A 23,508-nucleotide genomic window follows, 5' to 3' on the forward strand; every position below is an offset into this window, starting at 1 on the left:
CTCATGAAAAAAATAGCAGTTTTAACTAGTGGTGGAGATTCTCCAGGAATGAATGCAGCAGTAAGGGCAGTAGTAAGATCAGCTATATACCATGGATGCAAAGTGTATGGAGTTAATAGAGGATACAAAGGCCTAATTGATGGAGATTTATTCGAAATGGATTTATCTTCTGTTGGAGATATAATACATAGAGGTGGAACTATTCTAAGATCGGCTAGATGTGAAGAGTTCAGAACTGAAGAAGGAAGAAAGAAGGCACATAATGTACTTAATGTATTTGGAATAGATGGCCTTGTTGTAATAGGTGGAGATGGATCTTTCCAAGGTGCACAAAAATTAAGCGAAATGGGATTCCCTGCTATAGGAGTTCCAGGAACTATAGATAATGACTTAGCTTATACAGATTATACTATAGGATTTGATACAGCACTTAATACTGTACTTGATGCAATAAGCAAAATAAGAGATACTTCTTCTTCTCATGAAAGGATAAGTATAATAGAAGTAATGGGAAGACATTGTGGAGATATAGCTTTATATGCAGGAGTTGCAGGTGGAGCAGAAATAATAATAGTTCCAGAAGAAGAATACGATATAGATGAGATATGCAAAAGATTAATCCAAAGTAATAACAGAGGTAAAAAACACAGTATAATAATGCTTGCTGAAGGCGTAGGAAATGCAAATGAAATCATGGAGCAAATAAAAGAAAAAACAGGTTTAGATTCAAGAGCTACAATTCTTGGTCATATCCAAAGAGGAGGAACTCCAAGTGCATTTGATAGAATACTTTCTAGTCAAATGGGAGCAAAAGCTGTTGAATTATTGTTAGAAGGAAAAGCTTCTAGAGTAGTAGGTATAAAAAATAATGAAATAATAGATATGGATATCCATGAAGCATTATCAATGGAAAGAAAGTTCAATTCAAACCTTTATAAACTAGCGAGTATATTAGCAAAATAAATTATAGGAGAGTGTGCTTATGTTACAAAAAAAGACTAAAATAGTATGTACTATGGGTCCTGCAAGTGAGAAAAAAGAAATACTAAAAGAGCTTATAAATAATGGTCTTAACGTTTGTAGACTTAACTTTTCACATGGAGATTATGAAGAGCATGGAGCTAGAATAAATGCTATAAAAGAATTAAGAAAAGAATTAAATAAACCAGTAGCTATACTTTTAGATACTAAAGGTCCAGAGATAAGAACAGGAAAATTCAAAGATCCTGAAGTATTATTAGAAGAAGGACAAATGTTTACTATAACAATGAGAGAAGTTGAGGGTACAAAAGAAATATGTACGGTAAGCTACAAAGGACTTGCAGAAGATGTAAAGCCTGGAGATACTATCCTTATAGATGATGGATTAGTTGGATTAACTGTTAAGGAAATAAAAGGTGAAGATATAATTTGTCAGGTTCAAAACAGCGGTATAGTTAAAAATAACAAAGGTGTAAATGTACCTGGAGTAGTTATAAATCTACCAGCTATAACAGAAAAAGATAGAAAAGATATAGAGTTTGGTATAGAGCAAGGTATAGACTTTATAGCTGCATCTTTCGTTAGAAAGCCAGCTGATGTACTTGCTATAAGAGCTATTCTAGAAGAAAAAAATGCTTTAGATATACAAATAATATCTAAGATAGAAAATCAAGAAGGTGTAGATAACATAGATGAAATACTAGAAGTTTCTGACGGTATAATGGTAGCAAGAGGAGACCTTGGAGTAGAAATACCTACAGAAGAAATACCTATAGTTCAAAAAATGATAATAAGAAAATGCAATGAGGTTGCAAAACCTGTTATAACTGCAACTCAAATGCTTGATTCTATGATTAGAAATCCAAGACCTACAAGAGCGGAAGTTACTGACGTTGCAAATGCTATATACGATGGAACTGATGCTATAATGTTATCTGGAGAAACTGCTGCTGGTAAATATCCTGTAGAAGCTGTAAAAACTATGGCTACTATAGCTAAGAGAACTGAAGAAACTTTAAATTACAATGAAATATTAAGAAATAAAGGATTATCAAAAGTAAATATAACAAATGCTATAAGTCACGCTACTTGTACAACAGCTATAGACTTAAATGCAAGTGCTATAATAACATGTACTTCTTCAGGAGATACAGCAAAAGCAGTATCTAAATTCAGACCATCTGCTCCTATAGTAGCAGCTACAAACTGTGAAAAAGTTATGAGAAAGCTTGCTTTAACTTGGGGAGTAGAATCAGTATTATCACAAAAAGCTTCTTCAACTGATGAAGTAATAGAAAACTCTATGAATGCAGCTATAGAAGCTGGATATGTAAATTCTGGAGATTTAGTGGTTGTAACTGCTGGAGTTCCAGTTGGAGTTGCAGGAACTACTAACTTAATAAAAGTACACATAGTAAGTGATGTATTAGCAAAAGGAGTAGGAGTTGGAAGAAACTCTGCTACTGGTAAAGTTTGTGTAGTTAAAGATGCAAGTGAAGCACAAGCTAAATTCAATGAAGGAGATATATTAGTAACTACAACTACAGATGTAGAATTAAATCAATATATCGAAAAAGCTACTGCTGTTATAACTGAAGAAGGTGGAATAACTTCTCATGCAGCTATAGTTGGATTAAACTTAGGAAAGCCAGTAGTTGTATCAGCTAAGGGTGCTACAGAAACTATAAAAGATGGAGAAATAGTTACTGTAGATCCAGTTAAAGGATTTATATACAGAGGACAGGTAAAAGGACTTTAATATACGAAACGAGAAAGAATTATTCTTTCTCGTTTTTTTTGATATAATTGAGGAAAGGGGGAGATAGAATTTGATAAAACTTGGAAAAACACAATTTGAAATAAATCGAGTAGGATTCGGGGGAATTCCTATACAAAGAATAACTAAAGAAGAAACAAAAAAATTAATTCAAAAATGCAAAGAAGAAGGAATAAACTTTATAGATACAGCTAGAGGATATACTGTAAGTGAAGAATATATAGGATATAGCATAAAAGAAGATAAAGACTACTGGATAATAGCTACGAAATCTATGTCAAGAGACTATAACTCTATGAAAAATGATATAGAAACAAGCCTAAAGAATTTAGGGAGAGACTATATTGATTTGTATCAGATACACAATTTAAAAGAAGATGAATACGAAAAGATATTCTCAGAAAATGGTGCATATAAAGCTTTAGAAGAAGCTAAAAAAGAAGGAAAAATAAGAGAAATAGGTATAACTTCTCATAGTGTAAGTTCTATAGAAAAAGGATTAGAATATGATAAATTTTCTACTATACAGTTTCCGTATAATATAGTTGAAAATCAAGGTGAAAAAGCTTTAATAAAAGCTAAGGAGAAAAATATAGGAACTATTATAATGAAACCATTAGCTGGAGGGGCATTAGATAATGCTAAACTAGCACTTAAATATATACTATCAAAAGAATTTGTAGATGTAGTAATTCCTGGTATGGATAATATAAATCAAGTTATAGAAAATGTTAAAGTAGGTAATGAAAAAAATGTACTAACAGAAAGTGAAATGAATGAGATAAATAAAATAAAAAATGAGCTTGGAAGCAGATTTTGTAGAAGGTGTGGCTACTGCCTACCATGTACAGAGAATATAAATATACCTATGCAGTTTTTGCTTGAAGGATACTATAGTAGATACAACCTAAAAGAGTGGGCATTAGATAGATATAACTCTTTAGGAAACGGAGCATCAACTTGCACAAAGTGTGGGGCTTGTGAACGAAAATGTCCATATAATCTACCTATTAGGGACATGCTTAAAGAAGTTGCAAAAAAGTTAGAAGGATAAATTTAGAGCTAGGAATAACCTAGCTCTATTTTAGTTATATGAAAGAATATAAACTACAACTTTCATATAAATGTTAATAAATTAACTTTGAATAAATATAACATACGTGAATATATATTATATAAAGTAAAATCAAGGTGAATAGATGCAACAATTCTCTGATGAATATTCAGAAAATTTACAAAAATGATTGAAATGTATGAAGAAAGATAGTATAATCTCATATTATATCTATGATATATGTTGCATTGACATATATAATAAAAAATTAAAAGGAGGGAGAACAATGGCAGAATCTAGAGAAAATTGGGGGTCCAAGATAGGTCTTATACTTGCTATGGCAGGTAATGCCATAGGTCTTGGAAATTTCTGGAGATTCCCGTATCAAGCTGCTAGTAATGGTGGAGGAGCATTCATGATTCCTTACTTTGCAGCACTTATTATGCTTGGTTTGCCACTTATGTTAGTTGAATGGAATTTAGGAAGATATGGTGGAAAGTATGGCCATGGAACTTTAGGACCAATGGTATACCTTCAAGCTAGAGAAGGTGTAAAACCTAGAAAAGCTGCAGTAGTAGGGGCGCTAGCTGGAATGCTTGCATTTGGAGTTACTTTACTTGTTAACTCATATTATAATCATATAATTGGATGGACATTAGGATATAGCTTCTTATCATTAACTGGTGGATATATGGATAGTGCTAAATCTACAGGAGAAATATTTGTAGGATATATCCAAAATCCAGCTATGGTATTTACTTTCTGGATAATAGCATTAGCAGGGCTTGCACTGGCAGTTATGCGTGGTGTTCAAAAAGGAATTGAAGCTTGGGCAAAATTAATGATGCCTGTATTATATGTATTTGGAATTATTTTAGCTATTAGGGCATTAACTTTAGGAAGTCCAGTAAATCCTGACTGGTCATCTCTTAAAGGACTTAACTTTATATGGAATCCAGATTTTAGTAAATTAAGTTGGACTGCAGCTCTAGCAGCAGCAGGTCAAATATTCTTTACATTATCACTTGGAATGGGTATCATATGTAACTATGCATCATACCTAAAACCAGAAGATGATGTTGTAGTTTCATCAATTGCAACTATCTCTTTAAATGAGTTTGCAGAAATAGTTCTTGGAAGTACTATAGTTATACCTATAGCTTATGCATTCCTAGGACCAGAAGGAGTAGGAGCAGGAGTTGGTCTTTCGTTTATAGCACTTCCTAACGTATTTAGATCAATGGCTGGTGGTCAGATATTTGGATCACTTTGGTTCTTATTATTATTCTTTGCAGGATTTACTTCAGCTATAGCAATGTATAACTACTTAACAGCTTTAGTTGAAGAAGATTTAGGAATAGAAAGAACAAAAGCTTCTTGGATTATATTTATAGCATACGTTATAGTTGGTTTACCAGTTGGACTTGAGCCAATACTTACAAAAACAGCAGAGCTTGTTTATTTAACTGAAGTAGACAACTGGGTAGGAAGTTATTTATTATTAGTTCTAGGACTTATAGAAATAGTAGTTGCAGCATACTTAATGGGAGATAAGTCTTTAACTGAGATAAATAAAGGTGGAATATGGAAAGTTCCAACTTGGTTCTTCAACACATTTGTAAAATGCATAGCACCTCTAGCATTAACTATAGTATTAGTATTCTCAACAAAAACATATATGGAATCTGGATACTTTAATATAGTTCCATCATTTGTTGAAGGAATGCCACAACTTGTACCTTGGGTTCAAGGAGCTAGAATAGTTATAGGTTTAGTTCTAATTGCAGGGTTCATACAATCATATACATCTATTAAAAATAAATACAAAGATGAACTCTCCCAAAATAAAATTACTATTAGAGTGGAGGGGTAGAATATGACAAGTGCAGCTTTAGGCTTTTTAGTAACTGTATGGACTGTAGTATTCGTTGTTGCAGGTGTTAGTGTTAATGCTTTAATTAAAGGTGAACAAGAAAGAAAATAGAAAATTAAAAAAACTCCACCATATTTGGTGGGGTTTTTGTATAATATACTAAGGGGGTGGATATGATGAAAACAACAGAGATATTACAAGTTTTGAATGAACTAAAAGGAAAAGTACAAAGTACAACATTAATAGAAAGTAAAAGAAAAGAAAAATACCTAAATGAACTTTCTATGATAGCTAGTGAGTATGAGAAAATAGAAGTAGATCAGCATCTAAAAGATGTATACAACTCCTTGGTAAAAAAAGGAAAAGAGCTTAAAGGCGAGTTCAAAATTGACGCAGATGTGAAAAATCTGTATGGAAAAATAGAGTACTATATAAGGTATCTAAAAGCTGCTAAAGCTGACTTTAAGGGGGAAACAAATTACCTGAATAAATATATAAAAGCATTTATACTTACATCTATACTTTTTATGGCATTATCTCCCCAATACTTTGGGTTTATATTACCAGCAGTATTTTTCGTTCCTATATTTTTAGGCTTAAGAGGAGTTAAGAATAGATCAAAGCAAGGTTTTAATTTGAGTTTAGCTGTTATTCCTGTAGCACTTATGACTTCGTTTATATGGATAAGATATGGAATATATGCAATTACTAACTACCAAAAAGCTATAATGGATGTTGCAAGTGATACAGGAAGGTCAGAATCTACTGCAAAAGCACTAGTTACTATTCCACCAATACTTGCAGTAATACTTTTAGCTTTTGCTTTAGTTCAAGCATATAGAGGATATAAAAGTAAAGATTTATTTGTATAGGGGCCTTTATAGGCTCTTTATTTTTTGGTAATATAATTAAGTTAAATCAAGAAAAGGAGAGGTATTATGCTAAAAGAAGGAAAAGAGTATATAGTTGATATAGTAGATATAGGACATAAAGGAGAGGGAATAGGTAAATACGAGGGGTTTACTGTATTTGTAGAAGGAGGACTTTTAGGAGATAAAATAAAAGTTAGAATAATAAAATCTAAGAAAAATTATGCTGAGGGTGAGATAGTAAGCTTTGTAGAAAAATCAGCTCATAGAGTAGAGTCTCCTTGTAAAGAATCAATTTATTGTGGAGGGTGCCAAGTTCTTCACCTAGATTACCAAAAACAGCTAGATCTTAAAACAAATATGGTGAAAGAAACACTCAGTAGAATAGGAAAATTAGAAAATATAAAGGTTAATGATACCTTAGGAATGGATAAGTCCTTTAGATATAGAAACAAGGCACAATTTCCTATAGGATATGAAAATAATAAGCCTATACTAGGCTTTTATAAAAAAAGAAGTCATGAAATAATATCTTCAGATAAATGCCTTATACAGCATGAAATGAACGATAAAATAATGGATGTAATAAAAGAATATATAAAGACTTTTAATGTAAGTATATATGATGAAAAAAATCATAAAGGACTTTTAAGACATTTAGTTACTAAAATTGGATTTAAGACAAGAGAAGTTATGGTAGTAATGGTTGCAAATGGAGAGAAACTACCTCACAGCGATAAGTTGATAGATTCACTCAAAGAAAATATACCAGGATTTAAGACATTAGTACTAAATATAAATAAAGACAAAACTAATGTAATACTTGGAAAAGAAAATAAAGTACTTTATGGAGATGGAAAAATTCAAGATTATATAGGAAGTTTGAAATTTAATATATCGACTTTATCTTTCTTTCAAGTAAATCCTATTCAAACAGAAGTTTTATATAACAAGGCACTTGAGTATGCAAATCTAACTGGAGATGAAAATGTATTTGATATATACTGCGGTATAGGAAGTATATCACTATTCCTAGCACAAAAGGCTAAGAAGGTGTATGGCATAGAGATTGTAGACCAAGCAATAGAAGATGCTAAGGTGAATGCTAAGATAAATAATATAGATAATGCAGAGTTTTTAGTTGGAAAAGCAGAAGAAGTTGTTCCATATCTTTACAAGGAAGGAAAAACAGCAGATGTTGTAGTAGTAGATCCTCCAAGAAAAGGCTGTGATGAAAAGGTATTAGAGACTATAGTTAGTATGAATCCTGAAAGAGTTGTGTATGTATCTTGTAATCCATCAACTTTAGCAAGAGATCTAGCTTATTTAGATATGAATGGATATAAAGTAGTTGAAGTTCAGCCAGTTGATATGTTCCCTCACACAATGCACGTTGAGTGCGTGACATTGATGTCAAGAGTGGAGAAATAGGAGTATTCAAAACACTGATAAATAAAGGGTTTTCTAGGTTGAAAGATTTTCTGCCTAATGTCTGGCAGTGCCTTTTAATCTTGAAAATCCTTATTTTTGTTTCTGAGGAAATAGGTCAACTGTGAAAAATGTGTGTAGGGTTGAGTTGACAGGTTAGATAAATTCATAGGGTTGTGTAGACAGGATGGATGGATAATCAGCTCAATTGGTTTATTTCGTAAAAGGATTTTCTATCATTAGTTATCCAGTTGTTCTGCTCATCCATACGTATGACAATTTTAGCAACATGGATAAGTGATCTATAATCATTGCGATGTAGTAAAATTGACTAAAAAATAATAACTTGTGACATTTGTACTATGTTATGCTATAATGGTTTAGAGATAGTTTTTAAAGGAGAATAATATATGGAAAACTTTAGCAATGATGTATTCACAATACTAAACTACCAAGGAAGCAAAAAAAACTTGCTGAATTTTATATATAAAAATACAATTGATGTGATTGATGAGAAGAAAGCAGTCTTTGACATATTTGCCGGATCGTGTTCTGTCGGTTATGCATTAAAAAGATACTATAGAATTTTTGCGAATGATAGTGAAGTGTATTCTTCTGTAATTGCAAAAGCTTTACTCCAGTATAATAATAAATTGCTGTGGGATACGTATGAAGCACAATTTGAAAAGTTTTATCAGAAAAATCATAATGATTTAATTAACTTGTTTGGTGAGTATGTAGTAAAAGAAAAAGAGCTTATTCAAGAAAAAGATGTACAAAAAATTAAAAATTTTTATGATAACTATCCCACTGTATGGAATGGTTATTTAAGCTTATATAATAACACAATCAGAACAACGAAAGATTTAAAAATAAAGAAAGATGAAATCCCATATATGCTATTTACGACTTATTATGCGAATACATATTTTGGAGTACATCAATCAATAGAAATAGACTCTATCAGGTACGCAATAGAGTTGTTAGAAGATAACGCACTTCAAAATGTTTTACTAGCAGCGTTATTTTATGCTATGAAAGAATGTACTTTTTCAAAAGATGGGCACATGGCTCAACCACTTAGTATAGAAAATAATAAAACTAAATTGTTTAGTGTAAGACAGAAATCAATCCTTGAGTATTTTCAGAGAAAACTATCTGAGTTTCAATCATCAGATTTTGTTATAAGTAGTCATGACAATGTTGTGTTTAATAAACCAATATCAGAAATATACAATATTGACCGTGTGAAACAGGAAGTGGGTTTTATATACGCTGATCCACCATATACTGATATGCAGTACTCTAGATACTATCATTTGTTAAACACTGTAACGCTATATGATTATGATGATATCTCTCTATATAGAGGTAAGATTTCAAAAGGTTTATATCGTGAAGACCGATTTCAGTCACCATTAAGCCAAAGATCAACAGCATTAGACCAAACAAGCATACTTTTTGATTATTGCAAGGCAAACAGAATGAATTTAGCTTTGAGCTATGCATACCCAAGAGACACAAAACAACAAGCGACGAATAGGTATACTATGAATATTGAAGATATTATCGAAACTGCAGAAAAAAAGTTCGGAAGAAATAAAATAAATGTTTTTACCGAGGAATATGAACACTCCAATAATAGAAACAAAGATACTAAAAAAGTATTGGAGTATTTAATTGTTTGTAAATATTAGGGGAGTGGTAGAATGATAAAAGACTTAAGTGAAGTAAAAATGAAAATTAAAAACACAGTTGCCTCTAATAACAATGATCTATATAAATCGCATTTGTATTGGTCTCAAAAACCGTATAATATTTGTGATATTTTAATAGAGAGCTTTTCAGAAAAAGGTGATATTGTATTTGATCCTTTTATGGGTTCGGGGGTCACACTAATACAAGCAATAACAAAAAAATATTCGAGAAAAGCTGTTGGAGTCGAAATTAACCAAGTTCCGATATTTATTATTGAGGTATTGTTAAAGAAATATAATCTTCGAAACGTAAAAACTTTTATTGCTAGATTTTTAGATGAAATTGAGCAATTAAATGTTTACTATGAAACGACATGTGATTCATGTAAAGAAAAAGGAATCATTACTAAAACAATTTTTGATCGTGAAGATTTTACAAGTAACCCAGTAATTAAGGAGATTCACTATAATTGCAATTGTAGTAAAAAGATATTGAGAAAAGATTCATCTGAAGAAGATTACTTAATGATGAATGAAATGGAACAATACTATCAGATTAATTTTGTTAGAAACGTCGAGTTGTTGAGCAATACAAGAATTGCAGTATATAAGGGACAAAAAATTTCTGATATTTTTACTAAAAGAAACTTCTATATCATTGATAAAGTGCTTGAAATCATAAAGACTTTTAATGAAGAAGAACAAGAATTATTGAACTATATCCTCTTAAGTAGCTTACACTTGTCCAAGATTACAGATACTCATTCAAACTCACAATGGCCTTTGTGGACTCCTAAAAAAAACTGTGTAGAAAAAAATATTTTACCTGTGATAGGAAAGAGAGCAAAAGCTTTAATTTCTTCCTTAGAATATGCCCAGAAAAATTTATGTCCTAATCGAGGCAAATCTGATAATTTGTTTGACATGAAACCAGGTGAGTTCAAAATTATTAATAAAGGAATTCAGTTTATCACAGAAGAAGATATTCCCGACAATAGCATAGATCTTGTAATTACCGATCCCCCATATTTGGGACAGGTATTATATTCGGAGTATATGCAATTATATAAACCATTTTTGAACCTGGATTATAATTTAGAAGACGAAATTGTTGTTTCAACTGCACCAGAAAGAAAAAAAGATGAAGCTGAGTATTATAAGCTTTTAGAGGATGCCTTTGCTAAAGTTGGTAGAAAAGTAAAGAATGATAAATACATGTGCATGTATTTTCATGATAGTAATCTTGATGTTTGGAAAAAACTTATAGATATTTTAGAAAAAGCGGGTTTTAGATATTTGTCGCAGGTTCATGTTAAGAAAAAGAACACGCTGAAGAATATTATTAGCCCCAAAAAATCCTTGAATGGAGATGCGGTACTTTTTTTTATTAAAGAACCATATGTAAAAAAAGAGGTTAGAGAAGTTGAGAGTATAGAAGAAATGGAACTTAATATCATTAAACATGCTAAATATATTATTAAAACTAATGGACCTCAATCAACGCCAGAACTATATGATGATGGCTTAATGGAATTTATAATTCATAACGGTTGGCTTTCCGAGTTAGCGCTTAAATATAAGAGCCTAGTGGAAATATTTGAAAAGTATCTAACTTGGGATACTACTAAAGGGAAATGGACAATTTAGAGGAGACTATTATAGTCTCCTCTATTAGTTTCTAATTATTATGGAAGTCAAGTAGGCCGTGATAATACTTACCTGGAAATGCAGTGTTTAAACGTTCAATCAATTCTTCTCCGTTAACAATTTCTACCCCTGTGCTTTTTGCCTCTCTTTTACCGTGTTCAGTGTAATCAGAAGTAGTAATACAAATTGCATGTTGTATCTCGGCTGAATACTGTACCATCATACTATGCAGTCTTTGTATCGGCTCTCCACCGACATTGCCAATCCAGCGCTTAGCTTGGAAAATGTATCCTTCCAATTCTCCAGTTTGAGGATTAATTTTCTTAGCTCGAAGATCTACTCCCCTGTCACCTGCACCGCCTATGCGTATTACATTTATAAATCCTTCAGATGTTAAAAGATCTTTAAGAACATTTTCAAAACTATAGCCATCGAGCATTGAGATATCGATAGCATCTTCTGTAGGAGATGCAGATACTCTTGTTTTTCTGGTATATGAACTCTTCTCATCTGTGTTACAATAGTTTTCTATCAAGTTTACGATATACTTTTCCCTCGAAGGATCTTCAAGAATTTGAGCTAGAATGTTAGGGTCACCATTACAGACTTTACTACTAATTTCAAAATACAAATCATCAAGTGTAAAAGAGCCCCATTTTTCAAGTAGGTTATTGATTAGTATCGGTACAATGTCATAGAGTTTATTGAATAAAGTCGTGTTGTCTTCTATCGATAAATATAGCTTATCTGGATCAACGTAAATCATAGAGGTTCGCGGATCTATTATAAATTGTTCGGAAATTAAACCTCTAATCCTGTTTATTTCATTTTCGGTTAAATCTTCCACCTGCTTATTTAGAATCTTTCTAGATACTTCCTTGTAAGCAGTGGTGAGAGTAATTCCGTTATTCTTCAATATCTGATTATATATTAACTTCCCTAGCTCTAATTCAATGTTTCTGTCATCTTTATACCAATAGGCTTTATCTTCATCTAACTTAATGAAGAAAATTAGCATCTCAGTAGAGAGAGTATCCCTCCACGCTGATTGTTTTCTGAGCGTTGGATCATTTTTAGCTAGATCAATTCTATAGATATATTCAAAACCGTTCTTTCGAGCAAAATCAATAAATTTTGAGAAAGTTTCAAAAAACTTCTTTTTACCTAGATTGAGTGTAAAAGCAACCGTTCCATTAGTTTTGATTATTTTTGAAAATATAGAAAACATCTTATCTATAGATTCATAATAATTCTTGATGTCTTTTTCTCTTCTGCTTGGTGCATTGGTTACCACAATTTCTTCATCTAGCATTTGCTTACTTAACTGAAATTGATTTTTATCCGAAAAATTAAATAGCCAATCTCGATACAACTGGTTTCTTTCTAAATAGGGTACCTGATCTGTATAAGGTGGGTCTGTATAAATCACGTCAAAATATTGATTAAATTTAGGTTGACTTAGAATTGTGGAATAGTCGCCATTCATTATATTAGCAAATGATAACAATGTCTCTTTATCCGGTGATTGTTCACAATAGTATTTATTATAAGCCACCATATTATTGTATTTTGATTCAAATAGATACCAAACATTCATGTCTTGTGCTTTATTCTGTATAACATGATATAAAATATCAGAACTAGAACCGTACTGAGTAATCTTACTTAGAGTTAAAGCTGAAACGAGAGCATGTTGTATGAAATCCTTTTCTATACAGTCAGGAAGCGATGATATTTTATCTTGAATTAATAATAGTGCGTACTTGTTTCTATTAGAAAAATTTCTATCATAGCGATCGGCTCCTGTACTTGAAGTAATATTTATACGACTATTTGTTATTAGTTCATGATCCGGGAATCTTGAGGTATCTAGAGAGTTTACTTCGGAAAGCTTTTGTTCATCTTCAGTAGAAAATGTCTTAGAAGTATCTTCGCAAACCGGACATTTGTAATAAAGTTTAACATTTTTTCCGTCAACAATTTCTCTGTGGGGTTGAGGATTAAAGTATTCTTGTGAAACTGGATCAAAATATAATGTTTTTATATAATTTACTTCACCACAACAATGAGTTTTATATAAGTACATTACATCATTAAATATTTCAGATTTGATTTCCTGAAACATGAGCTCAAGTTTATCATAATCAATTTTTGAGTGAAGAGTTTTTATAACATTGTAGGTATAGTTATCTAATTCAATACCAACTGTCTCTCTACCTAACATACTGCTAGCAAATACAAAAGATCCAGATCCCATAAAAGGGTCACAAATTTTTGATTCTGGGGTACTAATATAATCCAGAACCTTTAAGGCTATGTTTTCTGATTTTCTCCCTTTAAAATTAAATGCTCTTTTGGCTATGGACGGTATAGAGTTACTTTCATCATCTAAGATTTTAATTAAATTTGAGAATTTCTCCAGTATTTCATTGGACACCTTTGCATTATAAGAATTGTTTTGCATATATCTTTCCTCCCTTTCATTCAATTAATTGTGATGGTTTTACTTCTAAAAAACGCGATATAGTTTCTAAAGATTTTAAAGACGGTGTTTTGCTGTTACTATTTTTAAAGTATGAGTAATAGGTGTGCTCAGAGAAAACTCCGTCAAAATAAGCAACAAAGTCTGATGCGGTCTTTATGTCATATTTGTTTAAGTACTTACGTAAATTTATGCAAAATTGCACATTAGATAAATTCTCTATTCCACCAATAAACCCATAGCTATTAAAATCTATTTGGCGACCAATTAAGTCTTTTGAGTAAATTTGCATTTTATTCGCAATTTTATCTAAAACAGCAAGAGGCGGAGTTCTTTGGAAATTAAGCCATGATACCAATCGATTATAATTAATGGAAAGAAAGTCTGCTAGTTCTCTAACAGTTAAAAACCCTTTGTAAGATATATAATTATTTAAATTAGAAACAAAAAACTGCATAGATAACATTTGTTTTATTTCCACTATTATCCTCCCAATGTTATGACTTTATGATATAATAATAACACAGTTGAAATGTGATATTAGTACCAAAAGTGTATTAGTTGTGGTATTAGTACTAAAAGTGAAAATTACATTTGTTACTAATTTCTAACGTGTATAATTCGGATATTTTTAAATGAAAGGAGGAGTACTATGACAGCCAATCGATCATTTACAGATTATGTTGCGAGTAGGTTTTACAACGATTTCTACTCAGTCATAGAAAAATATATTGAAGAGAGCATTGGTAGTTTAGATTTAAACCTGCGAAGTATAAAGAATATGGGGCAGGTCAACCTCTCGGAAATTGAAGTTAAATTAGTATCAGTCAATGATCTCCCAGATATGAAAATTGAGTTTGATGTCATTGTAGATGCAGAAATTGAAGTAGCAGAGGGTGACTATCATTATGATAATTTTGAACAGTGTAACCACTGGTTCTTGTTGCACTGTTCAGGAGATTTGGCTTGCAATTTAGATGACTTTACAATCTCTAGTGTAACTGAGTATACCAGTAAAAATAAACAGCCAAAACCTATGTCGGACTCTCTTGTTCCTATCATCTATAAGGAGCAACTGGAATCTGTCGCTACAGACTTTCTTCGCAGACACTACCCAGAAGCACTAAAGACCCCAATGGCAATTGAACCACAAGTACTAGCAGAAAAAATGGGTCTTACAGTGGAAATGAGAGAAATTACAAAGGATTTCTCTGTTTTTGGACAGCTATACTTTCATGATTGTGATGCAGTATTCTATGATGAAGACAGTGATGAGATGGTACAGACCCATGTAGATGCCAGAACTATCATAGTTGATCCAAAAGCGTTCTTCCTACGTAATCTAGGATCGGTAAACAATACCATTGTCCATGAGTGTGTTCATTGGGATCAGCATAGAAAAGCATTTGAATTGGAGCGGCTCTATAACAACAGCCTAACACGAATTAAGTGTCAGGTAGTTGGTGGCATAAAGGACAATAGCAGAGATGCAACTGATTGGATGGAATGGCAGGCAAATGCTCTCACTCCAAAGATACAAATGCCTCTTGCAATGTTTAAAACCCAAGCGTTTAAGTATATTAAGCAATTTCGTACGGAGTTAGGAACATCTGAACTTATAGATGTAATGGAGCCAGTTATTGACGCTTTGGCTACGTTTTTCTGTGTTTCTCGAACCGCAGCAAAAATCCGAATGATTGATGCTGGGTATGAGGAAGCAATTGGAACTTTTACTTACATAGATGGTCGTTACGTCAAACCTCATAGGTTTAAGAAGGGTGCACTTGAAAAAAACCAGACATTTTCCATTGGTGCGGAAGATGCGGCAATTCAGGGACTTACCAACCCTACATTAAGTGCTCTTGTAAGGGATGGTAGTTACCAATATGTTGATGCACATTTTGTTTTAAACCATCCCAAGTATGTAACTCAGGATATATTTGGGGAGACCGTACTAACTGACTATGCACGTAACCATATGGATGAGTGCTGCTTGATATTTGATTTATCAATAAAGTCGGGATGTAAGGAACGATATCATAGTGAATGTTTCTTAAATAGGGATGAAACTTCAGATATCGCCTTTGATATAGTATATGGAAGAGGATATCAGCATGCTTCGCCAGAAAAAAAGGCAGAAATGCTGGCAGCAAAACTTATGGAAGAGAATCGTATATATGGTGAACTGCCAACTAACTATCATACTAGTCTGAAAATAGTGCGTGAGTGGAAAGATGTAACATTTAAAGAATTAGCGGAGAGAACGATGGTTAACGAACGCACTATAAGGCGAATCGTTAATGGTGAAGAACAAGGGTCATTAAATTCAATCATTTTAATTTGCCTTGGATTACATCTCCCACCTAGAATCAGCTATCATATAATTAACAACTCTCCTTTTCGGTTGAATTTTCATAATAACAATAGTCATATCTGGTATGATTTTGCTTTGACATACCTTTACCCCCAAACGATGGACGAAATACGAGCTTTCTTACTAAAGCAAGGTGCAGATCCATTATAAAATTTCAAAATATTTTTGAAAAAACGGACACGGGATGTCCGTTTTTTTAGCTGTTAGGCACATGAGCCATACATAAATCCTTTTAAGGGTTTGTGTATGGCTTTTTTTATTGCTGTTTTTAGGTGTTTATATGAAAAAAGGCATCGTTTTGAGTATGAAATTACCGGGCATGAGGTGTCCGCCAAGGCTGTCCATTTCTACCTTACAATAATATTAGACGAAGGAAAGGTCCTTCGTAAGTAGCTAGATTAAGACCGTTCCTCGTCTACAAAAAAATATCGAATGCCTGATTTGCAATAAGGGCAGAGGATACATATTGTTTCGCTCCAATCCATAAGGATTGTTGCGGTGCAATAGAAGTACCTTACCTTATTGCGCTCATTTTCAGGATAAAAAGGTCTGTGTACTTCTGGTACAGGTCTATTTTTGTATCCTTTGCCGCCAATGCAATCCGGCGGAAAGGATGCAAAATGAAAATTAGAATTCAGCACGAAAACAAATCTATCTATCTGGAGGTACCAGACGAGGACTTTACCTTAATGATTGAGACGGATTATGAGGACAGGCTATCTTCTGCAGAGGACAAAGAAACTGTGACCCGGCGCTCTCCACAGGAGATAATGGACGAACGTTTCAACAAGCCGGAGTACAATAACTGGCATAAATTTGACAGACACAGAGGTATGCCAAAGAAACCATTCCGCAAGGATGACCAAGAGGTTGATGAAACCGACCATATGGACTACTTCCCTGACTACTCAGATGAAATTGATAGAGAGAAAGAAGAAGAGTATGAACATATCTGTGAAATTATTCGCAAGGCTCTCAAGGAAAAACAAGCAGAGCTACTGATTGCTATAGTCTTGGATGGTGTTTCGGTAACAGAGTATGCAGCACGTGAGGGAGTAAGTGTAAGTGCCATTTCACATCGCTTAGATACAGCTAAGAAGAATTTCAAAAAAATCTATCCAAAATCCTCAACTTTCCCCTCTTGCCATGGCTAATAGTTAGAGGGCAGCACATAAACGCTCTCGGAAAGAGGTGAATACATGAAGCACAACTTGAAAATCAGTGTTTCAAAAAAACCACAGTCTGGCGGGATTGTTTCCTGTCGAAACGTCACCATTAGGGAGCGTTTCCTTCGTTTCTTACTTGGTGATAAGCAGAAACTAACCATCCTTGTTCCGGGTGATACCGTACAGGAACTCGCCATCAGTGAGATTAAGGAAGGAGGAATAAGCCATGAGCAAGATCAAGCTACTCCTTGATGTGGTTTCCGATATGCGCTCTTTGGCAGACAGCATACAAGCGGTTGCTGATGTAATGGCGGGCAATGAACCTGTCGAAACAAAAGAACCGACTACAACTGTAAAAGAGCCTGAACCAAATAAAAAGGAAATCACTCTGGAGGAAGTCAGAGCAAAACTCGCTGAAAAGAGTCAAGCCGGTCTTACTGCCCAAGTAAGAGAAATAATCCAAAAATACGGTGGCTCTAAATTAAGCGAAGTGGACCCAAAACATTATGCAGATATGTTAAAAGATGCGGAGGTACTTGGGAATGAGTGATCATGCAGTTCTTTCCGCATCAGGCGCCCATAGGTGGCTGAATTGCCTTCCGTCTGCACGATTGGAACTGGAGTTTGTAAATAACGAATCCAGTGCAGCTGCCGAAGGCACCGCCGCCCATGCTCTCTGCGAACATAAACTCAAAAAAGCACTTCATATGAGAAGTAAGCGTCCTGTCTCAGTTTATAACTCCGATGAGATGGAAGAACACAGTGATGCATATGTGGAATTTGTAATGGAGCAGTTGGAGCTGGCAAAGCAGAGCTGCACAGACCCTTTAATACTAATCGAACAGCGTCTTGATTTTTCTTGCTATGTTCCACAGGGATTTGGAACCGGTGACTGCATCATTATTGCCGATAAGAAACTTCACATTATCGATTTCAAGTATGGCATGGGAGTATTGGTAGATGCGGTGGACAATCCACAGATGAAGTTGTACGCACTGGGTGCTTTAGAAATTTACGATAGTTTGTACGACATCGAGGAAGTTTCCATGACCATTTTCCAGCCACGCAGAGAGAATGTCAGCACATGGACAATACGGGTAGAGGATCTGAAAGATTGGGCAGAAAAAGAACTAAAACCAAGGGCTAAAAAAGCTTATGACGGTGAAGGTGAATATCTTCCGGGTGAGTGGTGTACTTTCTGTCGAGCGGCAGTTAAATGCCGTGCTAGGGCCGAGGAAAAACTGAAATTGGCACAATCGGAATTCAAGCTACCCCCACTACTTACGGACTCTGAAATCGAGGAAGTTCTATCTAAACTGTCCGATCTTACGAAGTGGGCAAATGAAATCATTGCTTATGCCACCGATGCAGCTGTTAATCACGGTAAAGAGTGGCATGGTTTTAAGGTTGTTGAGGGCAGATCTGTCCGCAAATTCAAGGATGAAGATGCTGTGGCTGAAGTAGCCAAAGCAAACGGTTATAAAGATATCTTTCGTCAGAGTCTCATCACTCTTACGGAAATGGAAAGGCTGATGGGCAAATCAAAATTTGAGAAGATACTCGGTGATCTTATATACAAGCCACCGGGAAAGCCGACTCTGGTCCCGCTATCGGATAAGCGTCCGGCTATGAACGTATCTAATGCAAAAAACGAATTTAACGAAATAACGGAGGAATGTGAATATGAATAATAAAAACAGAACGAAGGTTATTACTGGTGTAAACACACGTCTCAGCTACTTTCATGGCTGGGAACCGGTATCCATCAATGGTGGGGCAGAAAAGTATAGTGTATCGGTATTGATTCCTAAATCGGATAAGGAAACCATTAATGCCATCAATGCAGCAGTTGATGCAGCTATTGAAGAGGGCATTGCAAAGTTTGGCGGTAAAAAACCAAATAAGGCTGCTATCAAGCTGCCGCTTCGAGATGGTGATGTAGAACGAGATGATGAGGCTTATAAAGGACATTATTTTGTAAATGCCAACAGCACTACTCCGCCTCAGATTGTAGATAAAGCAGTCAAGCCTATTCTGGATCGCAATGAGGTATACAGTGGTTGCTATGCAAGAGTGTCACTTAATTTCTATGCTTTCAATTCTAATGGGAACAAGGGTGTGGCCTGCGGACTTGGTAACATCCAGAAGATTAGAGACGGAGAGCCTTTAGGCAGCAGAACCACAGCGGCTGATGATTTCACCACAATTGAAGATGATGATTTCCTAGCATAACAGCTAAAGTATGAATACAAACGGGGTGGTGGAAGTTGTTCTTCTGTCACCTCGTTTGCATTGGAAAGGGTGTAATACATGAATTCTATATCTATTGATATTGAGACATTTAGTAGTGCCAATCTTCAAAAATGTGGAGTCTACCGTTATGCCGAGAGTGATGATTTTGAAATTCTATTGTTTGGTTATTCGGTTGATGGCGGTGCAGTTCAGGTGGTTGATCTTGCCTGCGGAGAGAAAATCCCAAAAGAAATAATCAATGCTCTTATGGATAATTCCGTTACCAAATGGGCCTTTAATGCTATGTTTGAGCGTGTTTGCCTATCAAAATGGCTTAACCTTACTGATTATCTTGACCCTACATCCTGGAAATGTTCAATGATATGGTCGGCTTATATGGGACTTCCACTTTCACTTGAGGGCGTCGGTGCAGTCTTAGGATTGGAAAAACAAAAATTGACGGAAGGCAAAGACCTCATTAAATATTTCTGTACACCTTGCTCCCCTACTAAATCAAACGGAGGACGAGTTCGTAATTTGCCAAAACACGACATGGATAAATGGGAGCGATTTAAAGCATATAACCTCCGTGATGTGGAAGCCGAGATGTCAATACAGCAGAGACTATCTAAATTCCCGCTTCCAGAGAATATATGGTCAGAATATCATCTTGACCAGAAAATCAATGATCGTGGTATCGCTATAGACATGGTTTTTGTAAAACAAGCCGTCAAGATGGATGAAAAGTCGCGGGAAAAGCTAATGGCTTTAATGCAGGATATAACTAATTTGGAGAATCCAAACTCTGTACAACAAATGAAAGAATGGCTTGCTGATAACGGATTGGAAACAGATAGTCTTGGTAAAAAAGCAGTTGTTGAGATGTTAAAGACAGCACCTGAACCACTAGGCACCGTTTTGGAACTTCGTCAGCAGCTTGCAAAATCATCGGTGAAAAAATATACGGCAATGGAGAATGCGGTATGCAAAGATGGTCGTGCAAGAGGAATGTTTCAGTTTTATGGAGCAAACAGAACTGGTAGGTTTTCGGGCAGGCTTATTCAACTACAAAATCTCCCTCAAAACCATATGCCTGATTTGGAACAGGCTCGTGCTTTAGTTCGTAGCGGAAACTTTGATGCTCTTACCTTACTTTATGATTCTATCCCGGAAGTACTGTCGGAACTTATCCGAACTGCTTTTATTCCACAGGAGGGCATGAAGTTTATAGTTGCAGATTTTTCAGCGATTGAAGCTCGCGTTATCGCCTGGCTTGCAGGAGAAAAATGGAGAATAGATGTATTCCAAAATGGCGGTGACATTTACTGTGCAAGTGCATCTCAGATGTTTAACGTACCTGTGGAGAAAAACGGTGTCAATGGACATCTTCGTCAGAAGGGAAAAATTGCTGAATTAGCCCTAGGTTACGGTGGATCTGTTGGAGCACTGAAATCAATGGGTGCTTTGGAGATGGGAATTGAAGAAGAGGAACTTCAACCTCTTGTAACGGCTTGGAGACAATCCAATCCCAATATTACAAAACTATGGTGGGATGTTGACCGCGCTGTAAAAACCTGCGTTAAGCAGAAAACTCCTACAGAAACACACGGCATTAAATTTATATATCAAAGTGGAATGTTCTTTATTGTCCTTCCTTCCGGCAGGCGGCTTTCCTATGTGAAACCTCGTATGGGAGAGAATGTATTTGGTGGCGAGTCAGTCACTTATGAAGGGGTCGGAGGGATGAAAAAGTGGGAAAGAATCGAAAGCTATGGTCCAAAATTTGTAGAGAATATCGTCCAGGCAATCAGTCGTGACATTTTGTGCCATGCCATGCAGACATTAAAGAATTGTTCCATTGTAGCTCATGTACACGATGAAATTATAATCGAAGCGGATATGAGTATGTCACTTTCTACTATTTGTGAACAAATGACTAGAACACCAACATGGGCAAATGGCCTGTTACTTAGTGCTGATGGCTATGAGTGTCAGTTTTATCAAAAAGATTAAATATATTTTTTCAAAATCCTCAACATTCATTACCTCCTGTGGCTATTAGGTAGAGGGGTTTCCTCTCTGACTATATTACAGGAGGTAATTCGTATGGACGAATTAGTAAGAATCAACTATGAAAATGACCGCCCCACAGTGCTTGGCCGCGATTTGCATGCAGTTTTGGAAGTGAAAACACCCTATGATAAATGGTTTCCAAGAATGTGTGAGTATGGATTTGTGGAGGGTACGGACTTTTCGACATTTCTGTCGGAAAGTACAGGTGGAAGACCAGCTGTGGACCATCAAATAACAATTGATATGGCAAAAGAGCTATGCATGATACAGCGTACTCCAAAAGGAAAACAATGCCGCGGGTACTTTCTTGAAATTGAAAGACGATGGAACTCTCCAGAAGCAATCATGGCAAGGGCATTACAGTTTGCCAATCAGCAACTAAATCAAGTAAGGAATCAAAATAAATTACTTGAAGGTACGATTGCTGTTCAGAATCAGCAGATTGCGGAAATGAAACCGAAAGTCTCCTATTATGATGTAGTTCTAAATTGCAAAGACCTCATTTCTACATCAGCAATTGCCAAAGATTACGGCAAGTCAGCTATTTGGATGAACCGCTATCTTAATAAAAAGGGCATCCAATTTAAACAAGGTGGTATCTGGCTTTTATATCAGAAGTATGCAGAAAAAGGCTATACCAGCACCAAGACACATAGCTACATCGGTAGTAACGGTGAACTGCATACAAAAGTCCATACATATTGGACTCAAAAAGGCAGACTCTTCATTTACGAACTGTTGAAGGCAGATGGTATTTTGCCGCAGATAGAAATGGAGGGTGTGTAATGGGAATTGATAAATTCAATCATGAAGGATACCATGACCCAACTCCCCATGAGGCACTGACCAACATAATAAGAAAGAAAAAGGCAGAGAAAAAATCTGCCTTTAAGCCACTTGTATATATTTGTTCTCCCTATTCCGGTGATGTAGAAGGAAACGTTAAAAAGGCTCGCAACTTTTGTAGATTTGCCTTGGAGAATAATTGCATCCCAATTGCTCCCCACCTTATGTTTCCACAGTTTATGGATGATGAAAATCCAGAGGAACGTGAACTTGCCATATTTATGGACATCGTGCTTATGGGCAAATGCTCCGAGGTTTGGGTGCTAGGCAATACCATCTCAAGCGGGATGGCAAGGGAGATTGAAGTAGCCAAGAAACGCAGACAAACGGTCAGATATTTTAGTCCAGAGCATGAGGAGGTCGAAAGCTTATGAAAATCGCTGTGGGCAACAGTCGGATGGACAAGAAATGGAAAAACAAAGATATCTCGTGGGAGGATTTTTGTGCCCGTGTAAAGACAACACAACGTACTACGGAAACAGTAGAAGAATATCGGAAATTAAAAAGAGGCCAACAAGATGATATCAAAGATGTGGGTGGTTTTGTCGGAGGCCATTTAAAAGGGGGAAGGCGAAAGAAGGGCAATGTTTTATGCCGTTCTTTGCTTACCTTAGATATGGATTACGGTAGACCAGATATCTGGGAACAAATCAGTATGCTTTTTGATTTCAAATGCTGTGTTTATTCCACCCATAAGCATACACCGGAAAATCCAAGACTTAGGCTAATCGTTCCTCTTGCTCGTGAAATCAGCGAAGAAGAATACGCAGCCGTTGGACGTATGGTGGCAAAAGAAATCGGCATAGATCTTTTCGATGATACGACTTATGAAGCCCATCGTCTTATGTATTGGCCATCCACTTCCTCTAATGGTGAATTTGTTATTAATGTCAAGGTTATTTTGTACGATTATGCCAATATTTTTATGTACAGTTTTGCTAGGTTTCTTTATTAGAAATCTTAGAGAGCGCAGAAGCAGTTCTATAAGAGTTGCCTAATATATTTACGA

The 23,508-nt window shown here is 35.1% G+C and carries 20 protein-coding genes; 18 read left to right on the plus strand and 2 right to left on the minus strand.

Features of this window, described 5'->3' with window-relative positions; genetic code table 11:
• Positions 1-3: 3 nt before the first annotated feature.
• The 8 genes from pfkA (at position 4) to CLOTH_RS08960 (ending at position 11,326) form a co-directional block, all read left to right on the plus strand.
• Positions 4-963: a 6-phosphofructokinase gene (pfkA, locus tag CLOTH_RS08925; RefSeq protein ID WP_079413264.1), complete on the plus strand. Its 960-nt coding sequence runs from the start codon at positions 4-6 to the stop codon at positions 961-963.
• 13 nt (positions 964-976) lie between these two features.
• Complete coding sequence (gene pyk / locus CLOTH_RS08930) at positions 977-2,740, plus strand: pyruvate kinase (RefSeq protein ID WP_408605824.1); 1,764 nt, start codon at positions 977-979, stop codon at positions 2,738-2,740.
• Between the two features lie 70 nt (positions 2,741-2,810).
• A complete protein-coding gene (locus CLOTH_RS08935) occupies positions 2,811-3,812 on the plus strand; it encodes an aldo/keto reductase (protein ID WP_143715455.1) in 1,002 nt (333 codons plus the stop codon).
• A 286-nt stretch (positions 3,813-4,098) separates the two neighbouring features.
• Positions 4,099-5,685, plus strand: coding sequence for a sodium-dependent transporter (locus CLOTH_RS08940; RefSeq protein WP_079413268.1), 1,587 nt, complete (start codon positions 4,099-4,101; stop codon positions 5,683-5,685).
• Between the two features lie 173 nt (positions 5,686-5,858).
• Positions 5,859-6,557 (plus strand): hypothetical protein, encoded by a 699-nt coding sequence (locus CLOTH_RS08945; RefSeq protein WP_331722072.1) that lies wholly within the window; start codon positions 5,859-5,861, stop codon positions 6,555-6,557.
• Between the two features lie 66 nt (positions 6,558-6,623).
• Positions 6,624-7,985 carry a 23S rRNA (uracil(1939)-C(5))-methyltransferase RlmD gene (rlmD, locus tag CLOTH_RS08950; protein WP_079413272.1) on the plus strand — a complete coding sequence of 454 codons (1,362 nt, stop codon included), beginning with the start codon at positions 6,624-6,626 and terminating at the stop codon, positions 7,983-7,985.
• 407 nt (positions 7,986-8,392) lie between these two features.
• Entirely contained in the window at positions 8,393-9,679 is a 1,287-nt protein-coding gene (locus CLOTH_RS08955) for a DNA adenine methylase (RefSeq protein WP_079413274.1), read from the plus strand.
• 12 nt (positions 9,680-9,691) lie between these two features.
• Positions 9,692-11,326: a DNA methyltransferase gene (locus CLOTH_RS08960; RefSeq protein WP_079413276.1), complete on the plus strand. Its 1,635-nt coding sequence runs from the start codon at positions 9,692-9,694 to the stop codon at positions 11,324-11,326.
• Between the two features lie 31 nt (positions 11,327-11,357).
• Here CLOTH_RS08960 and CLOTH_RS08965 read toward each other — a convergent pair whose 3' ends face one another.
• Positions 11,358-13,790: a restriction endonuclease gene (locus CLOTH_RS08965; protein ID WP_079413278.1), complete on the minus strand. Its 2,433-nt coding sequence runs from the start codon at positions 13,788-13,790 to the stop codon at positions 11,358-11,360.
• 16 nt (positions 13,791-13,806) lie between these two features.
• Positions 13,807-14,289: a hypothetical protein gene (locus CLOTH_RS08970; protein WP_079413280.1), complete on the minus strand. Its 483-nt coding sequence runs from the start codon at positions 14,287-14,289 to the stop codon at positions 13,807-13,809.
• A 171-nt stretch (positions 14,290-14,460) separates the two neighbouring features.
• Here CLOTH_RS08970 and CLOTH_RS08975 point away from each other — a divergent pair, with 171 nt between their 5' ends.
• From CLOTH_RS08975 to CLOTH_RS09020, 10 genes are all read left to right on the plus strand, one after another.
• Positions 14,461-16,332, plus strand: coding sequence for a helix-turn-helix domain-containing protein (locus tag CLOTH_RS08975; RefSeq protein WP_079413282.1), 1,872 nt, complete (start codon positions 14,461-14,463; stop codon positions 16,330-16,332).
• A gap of 470 nt (positions 16,333-16,802) precedes the next feature.
• Positions 16,803-17,336: a sigma-70 RNA polymerase sigma factor region 4 domain-containing protein gene (locus CLOTH_RS08980; protein ID WP_242976287.1), complete on the plus strand. Its 534-nt coding sequence runs from the start codon at positions 16,803-16,805 to the stop codon at positions 17,334-17,336.
• Between the two features lie 45 nt (positions 17,337-17,381).
• Positions 17,382-17,600, plus strand: a complete 219-nt coding sequence (locus CLOTH_RS08985; RefSeq protein ID WP_067424292.1) for a hypothetical protein — start codon at positions 17,382-17,384, stop codon at positions 17,598-17,600.
• Complete coding sequence (locus CLOTH_RS08990) at positions 17,575-17,898, plus strand: rRNA biogenesis protein rrp5 (RefSeq protein ID WP_050355253.1); 324 nt, start codon at positions 17,575-17,577, stop codon at positions 17,896-17,898. The genes CLOTH_RS08985 and CLOTH_RS08990 overlap by 26 nt, the downstream gene beginning before the upstream one ends.
• The gene (locus tag CLOTH_RS08995) at positions 17,891-19,039 is read left to right on the plus strand and encodes a DUF2800 domain-containing protein (RefSeq protein WP_044036309.1); all 1,149 of its coding nucleotides are present in this window, start codon (positions 17,891-17,893) and stop codon (positions 19,037-19,039) included. Before CLOTH_RS08990 ends, CLOTH_RS08995 begins: the two co-directional genes overlap by 8 nt.
• Positions 19,032-19,580: a DUF2815 family protein gene (locus tag CLOTH_RS09000; RefSeq protein WP_044036310.1), complete on the plus strand. Its 549-nt coding sequence runs from the start codon at positions 19,032-19,034 to the stop codon at positions 19,578-19,580. Before CLOTH_RS08995 ends, CLOTH_RS09000 begins: the two co-directional genes overlap by 8 nt.
• A 78-nt stretch (positions 19,581-19,658) precedes the next feature.
• A complete protein-coding gene (locus CLOTH_RS09005; RefSeq protein WP_079413286.1) occupies positions 19,659-21,593 on the plus strand; it encodes a DNA polymerase in 1,935 nt (644 codons plus the stop codon).
• A gap of 93 nt (positions 21,594-21,686) precedes the next feature.
• On the plus strand, positions 21,687-22,439 hold the full coding sequence (locus CLOTH_RS09010; RefSeq protein ID WP_079413288.1) for a phage antirepressor KilAC domain-containing protein: 753 nt from the start codon (positions 21,687-21,689) through the stop codon (positions 22,437-22,439).
• On the plus strand, positions 22,439-22,873 hold the full coding sequence (locus CLOTH_RS09015) for a DUF7768 domain-containing protein (RefSeq protein ID WP_072903408.1): 435 nt from the start codon (positions 22,439-22,441) through the stop codon (positions 22,871-22,873). Before CLOTH_RS09010 ends, CLOTH_RS09015 begins: the two co-directional genes overlap by 1 nt.
• Positions 22,870-23,454 carry a hypothetical protein gene (locus tag CLOTH_RS09020; RefSeq protein ID WP_331722073.1) on the plus strand — a complete coding sequence of 195 codons (585 nt, stop codon included), beginning with the start codon at positions 22,870-22,872 and terminating at the stop codon, positions 23,452-23,454. The genes CLOTH_RS09015 and CLOTH_RS09020 overlap by 4 nt, the downstream gene beginning before the upstream one ends.
• Positions 23,455-23,508 lie beyond the last annotated feature (54 nt).

The sequence above is a fragment of the Alkalithermobacter paradoxus genome (assembly GCA_002029295.1).
GTDB classification, from domain to species: domain Bacteria; phylum Bacillota; class Clostridia; order Peptostreptococcales; family Peptostreptococcaceae; genus Alkalithermobacter; species Alkalithermobacter paradoxus.

Coding starts and splice junctions, on each gene's coding strand:
- pfkA (WP_079413264.1), top strand. CDS start 4: ATGAAAAAAATAGCAGTTTTAACTAGTGGTGGAGATTCTCCAGGAATG.
- CLOTH_RS08940 (WP_079413268.1), top strand. CDS start 4,099: ATGGCAGAATCTAGAGAAAATTGGGGGTCCAAGATAGGTCTTATACTT.
- CLOTH_RS08945 (WP_331722072.1), top strand. CDS start 5,859: ATGATGAAAACAACAGAGATATTACAAGTTTTGAATGAACTAAAAGGA.
- rlmD (WP_079413272.1), top strand. CDS start 6,624: ATGCTAAAAGAAGGAAAAGAGTATATAGTTGATATAGTAGATATAGGA.
- CLOTH_RS08955 (WP_079413274.1), top strand. CDS start 8,393: ATGGAAAACTTTAGCAATGATGTATTCACAATACTAAACTACCAAGGA.
- CLOTH_RS08960 (WP_079413276.1), top strand. CDS start 9,692: ATGATAAAAGACTTAAGTGAAGTAAAAATGAAAATTAAAAACACAGTT.
- CLOTH_RS08965 (WP_079413278.1), bottom strand. CDS start 13,790: ATGCAAAACAATTCTTATAATGCAAAGGTGTCCAATGAAATACTGGAG.
- CLOTH_RS08975 (WP_079413282.1), top strand. CDS start 14,461: ATGACAGCCAATCGATCATTTACAGATTATGTTGCGAGTAGGTTTTAC.
- CLOTH_RS08980 (WP_242976287.1), top strand. CDS start 16,803: ATGAAAATTAGAATTCAGCACGAAAACAAATCTATCTATCTGGAGGTA.
- CLOTH_RS08985 (WP_067424292.1), top strand. CDS start 17,382: ATGAAGCACAACTTGAAAATCAGTGTTTCAAAAAAACCACAGTCTGGC.
- CLOTH_RS08990 (WP_050355253.1), top strand. CDS start 17,575: ATGAGCAAGATCAAGCTACTCCTTGATGTGGTTTCCGATATGCGCTCT.
- CLOTH_RS08995 (WP_044036309.1), top strand. CDS start 17,891: ATGAGTGATCATGCAGTTCTTTCCGCATCAGGCGCCCATAGGTGGCTG.
- CLOTH_RS09000 (WP_044036310.1), top strand. CDS start 19,032: ATGAATAATAAAAACAGAACGAAGGTTATTACTGGTGTAAACACACGT.
- CLOTH_RS09005 (WP_079413286.1), top strand. CDS start 19,659: ATGAATTCTATATCTATTGATATTGAGACATTTAGTAGTGCCAATCTT.
- CLOTH_RS09010 (WP_079413288.1), top strand. CDS start 21,687: ATGGACGAATTAGTAAGAATCAACTATGAAAATGACCGCCCCACAGTG.
- CLOTH_RS09015 (WP_072903408.1), top strand. CDS start 22,439: ATGGGAATTGATAAATTCAATCATGAAGGATACCATGACCCAACTCCC.
- CLOTH_RS09020 (WP_331722073.1), top strand. CDS start 22,870: ATGAAAATCGCTGTGGGCAACAGTCGGATGGACAAGAAATGGAAAAAC.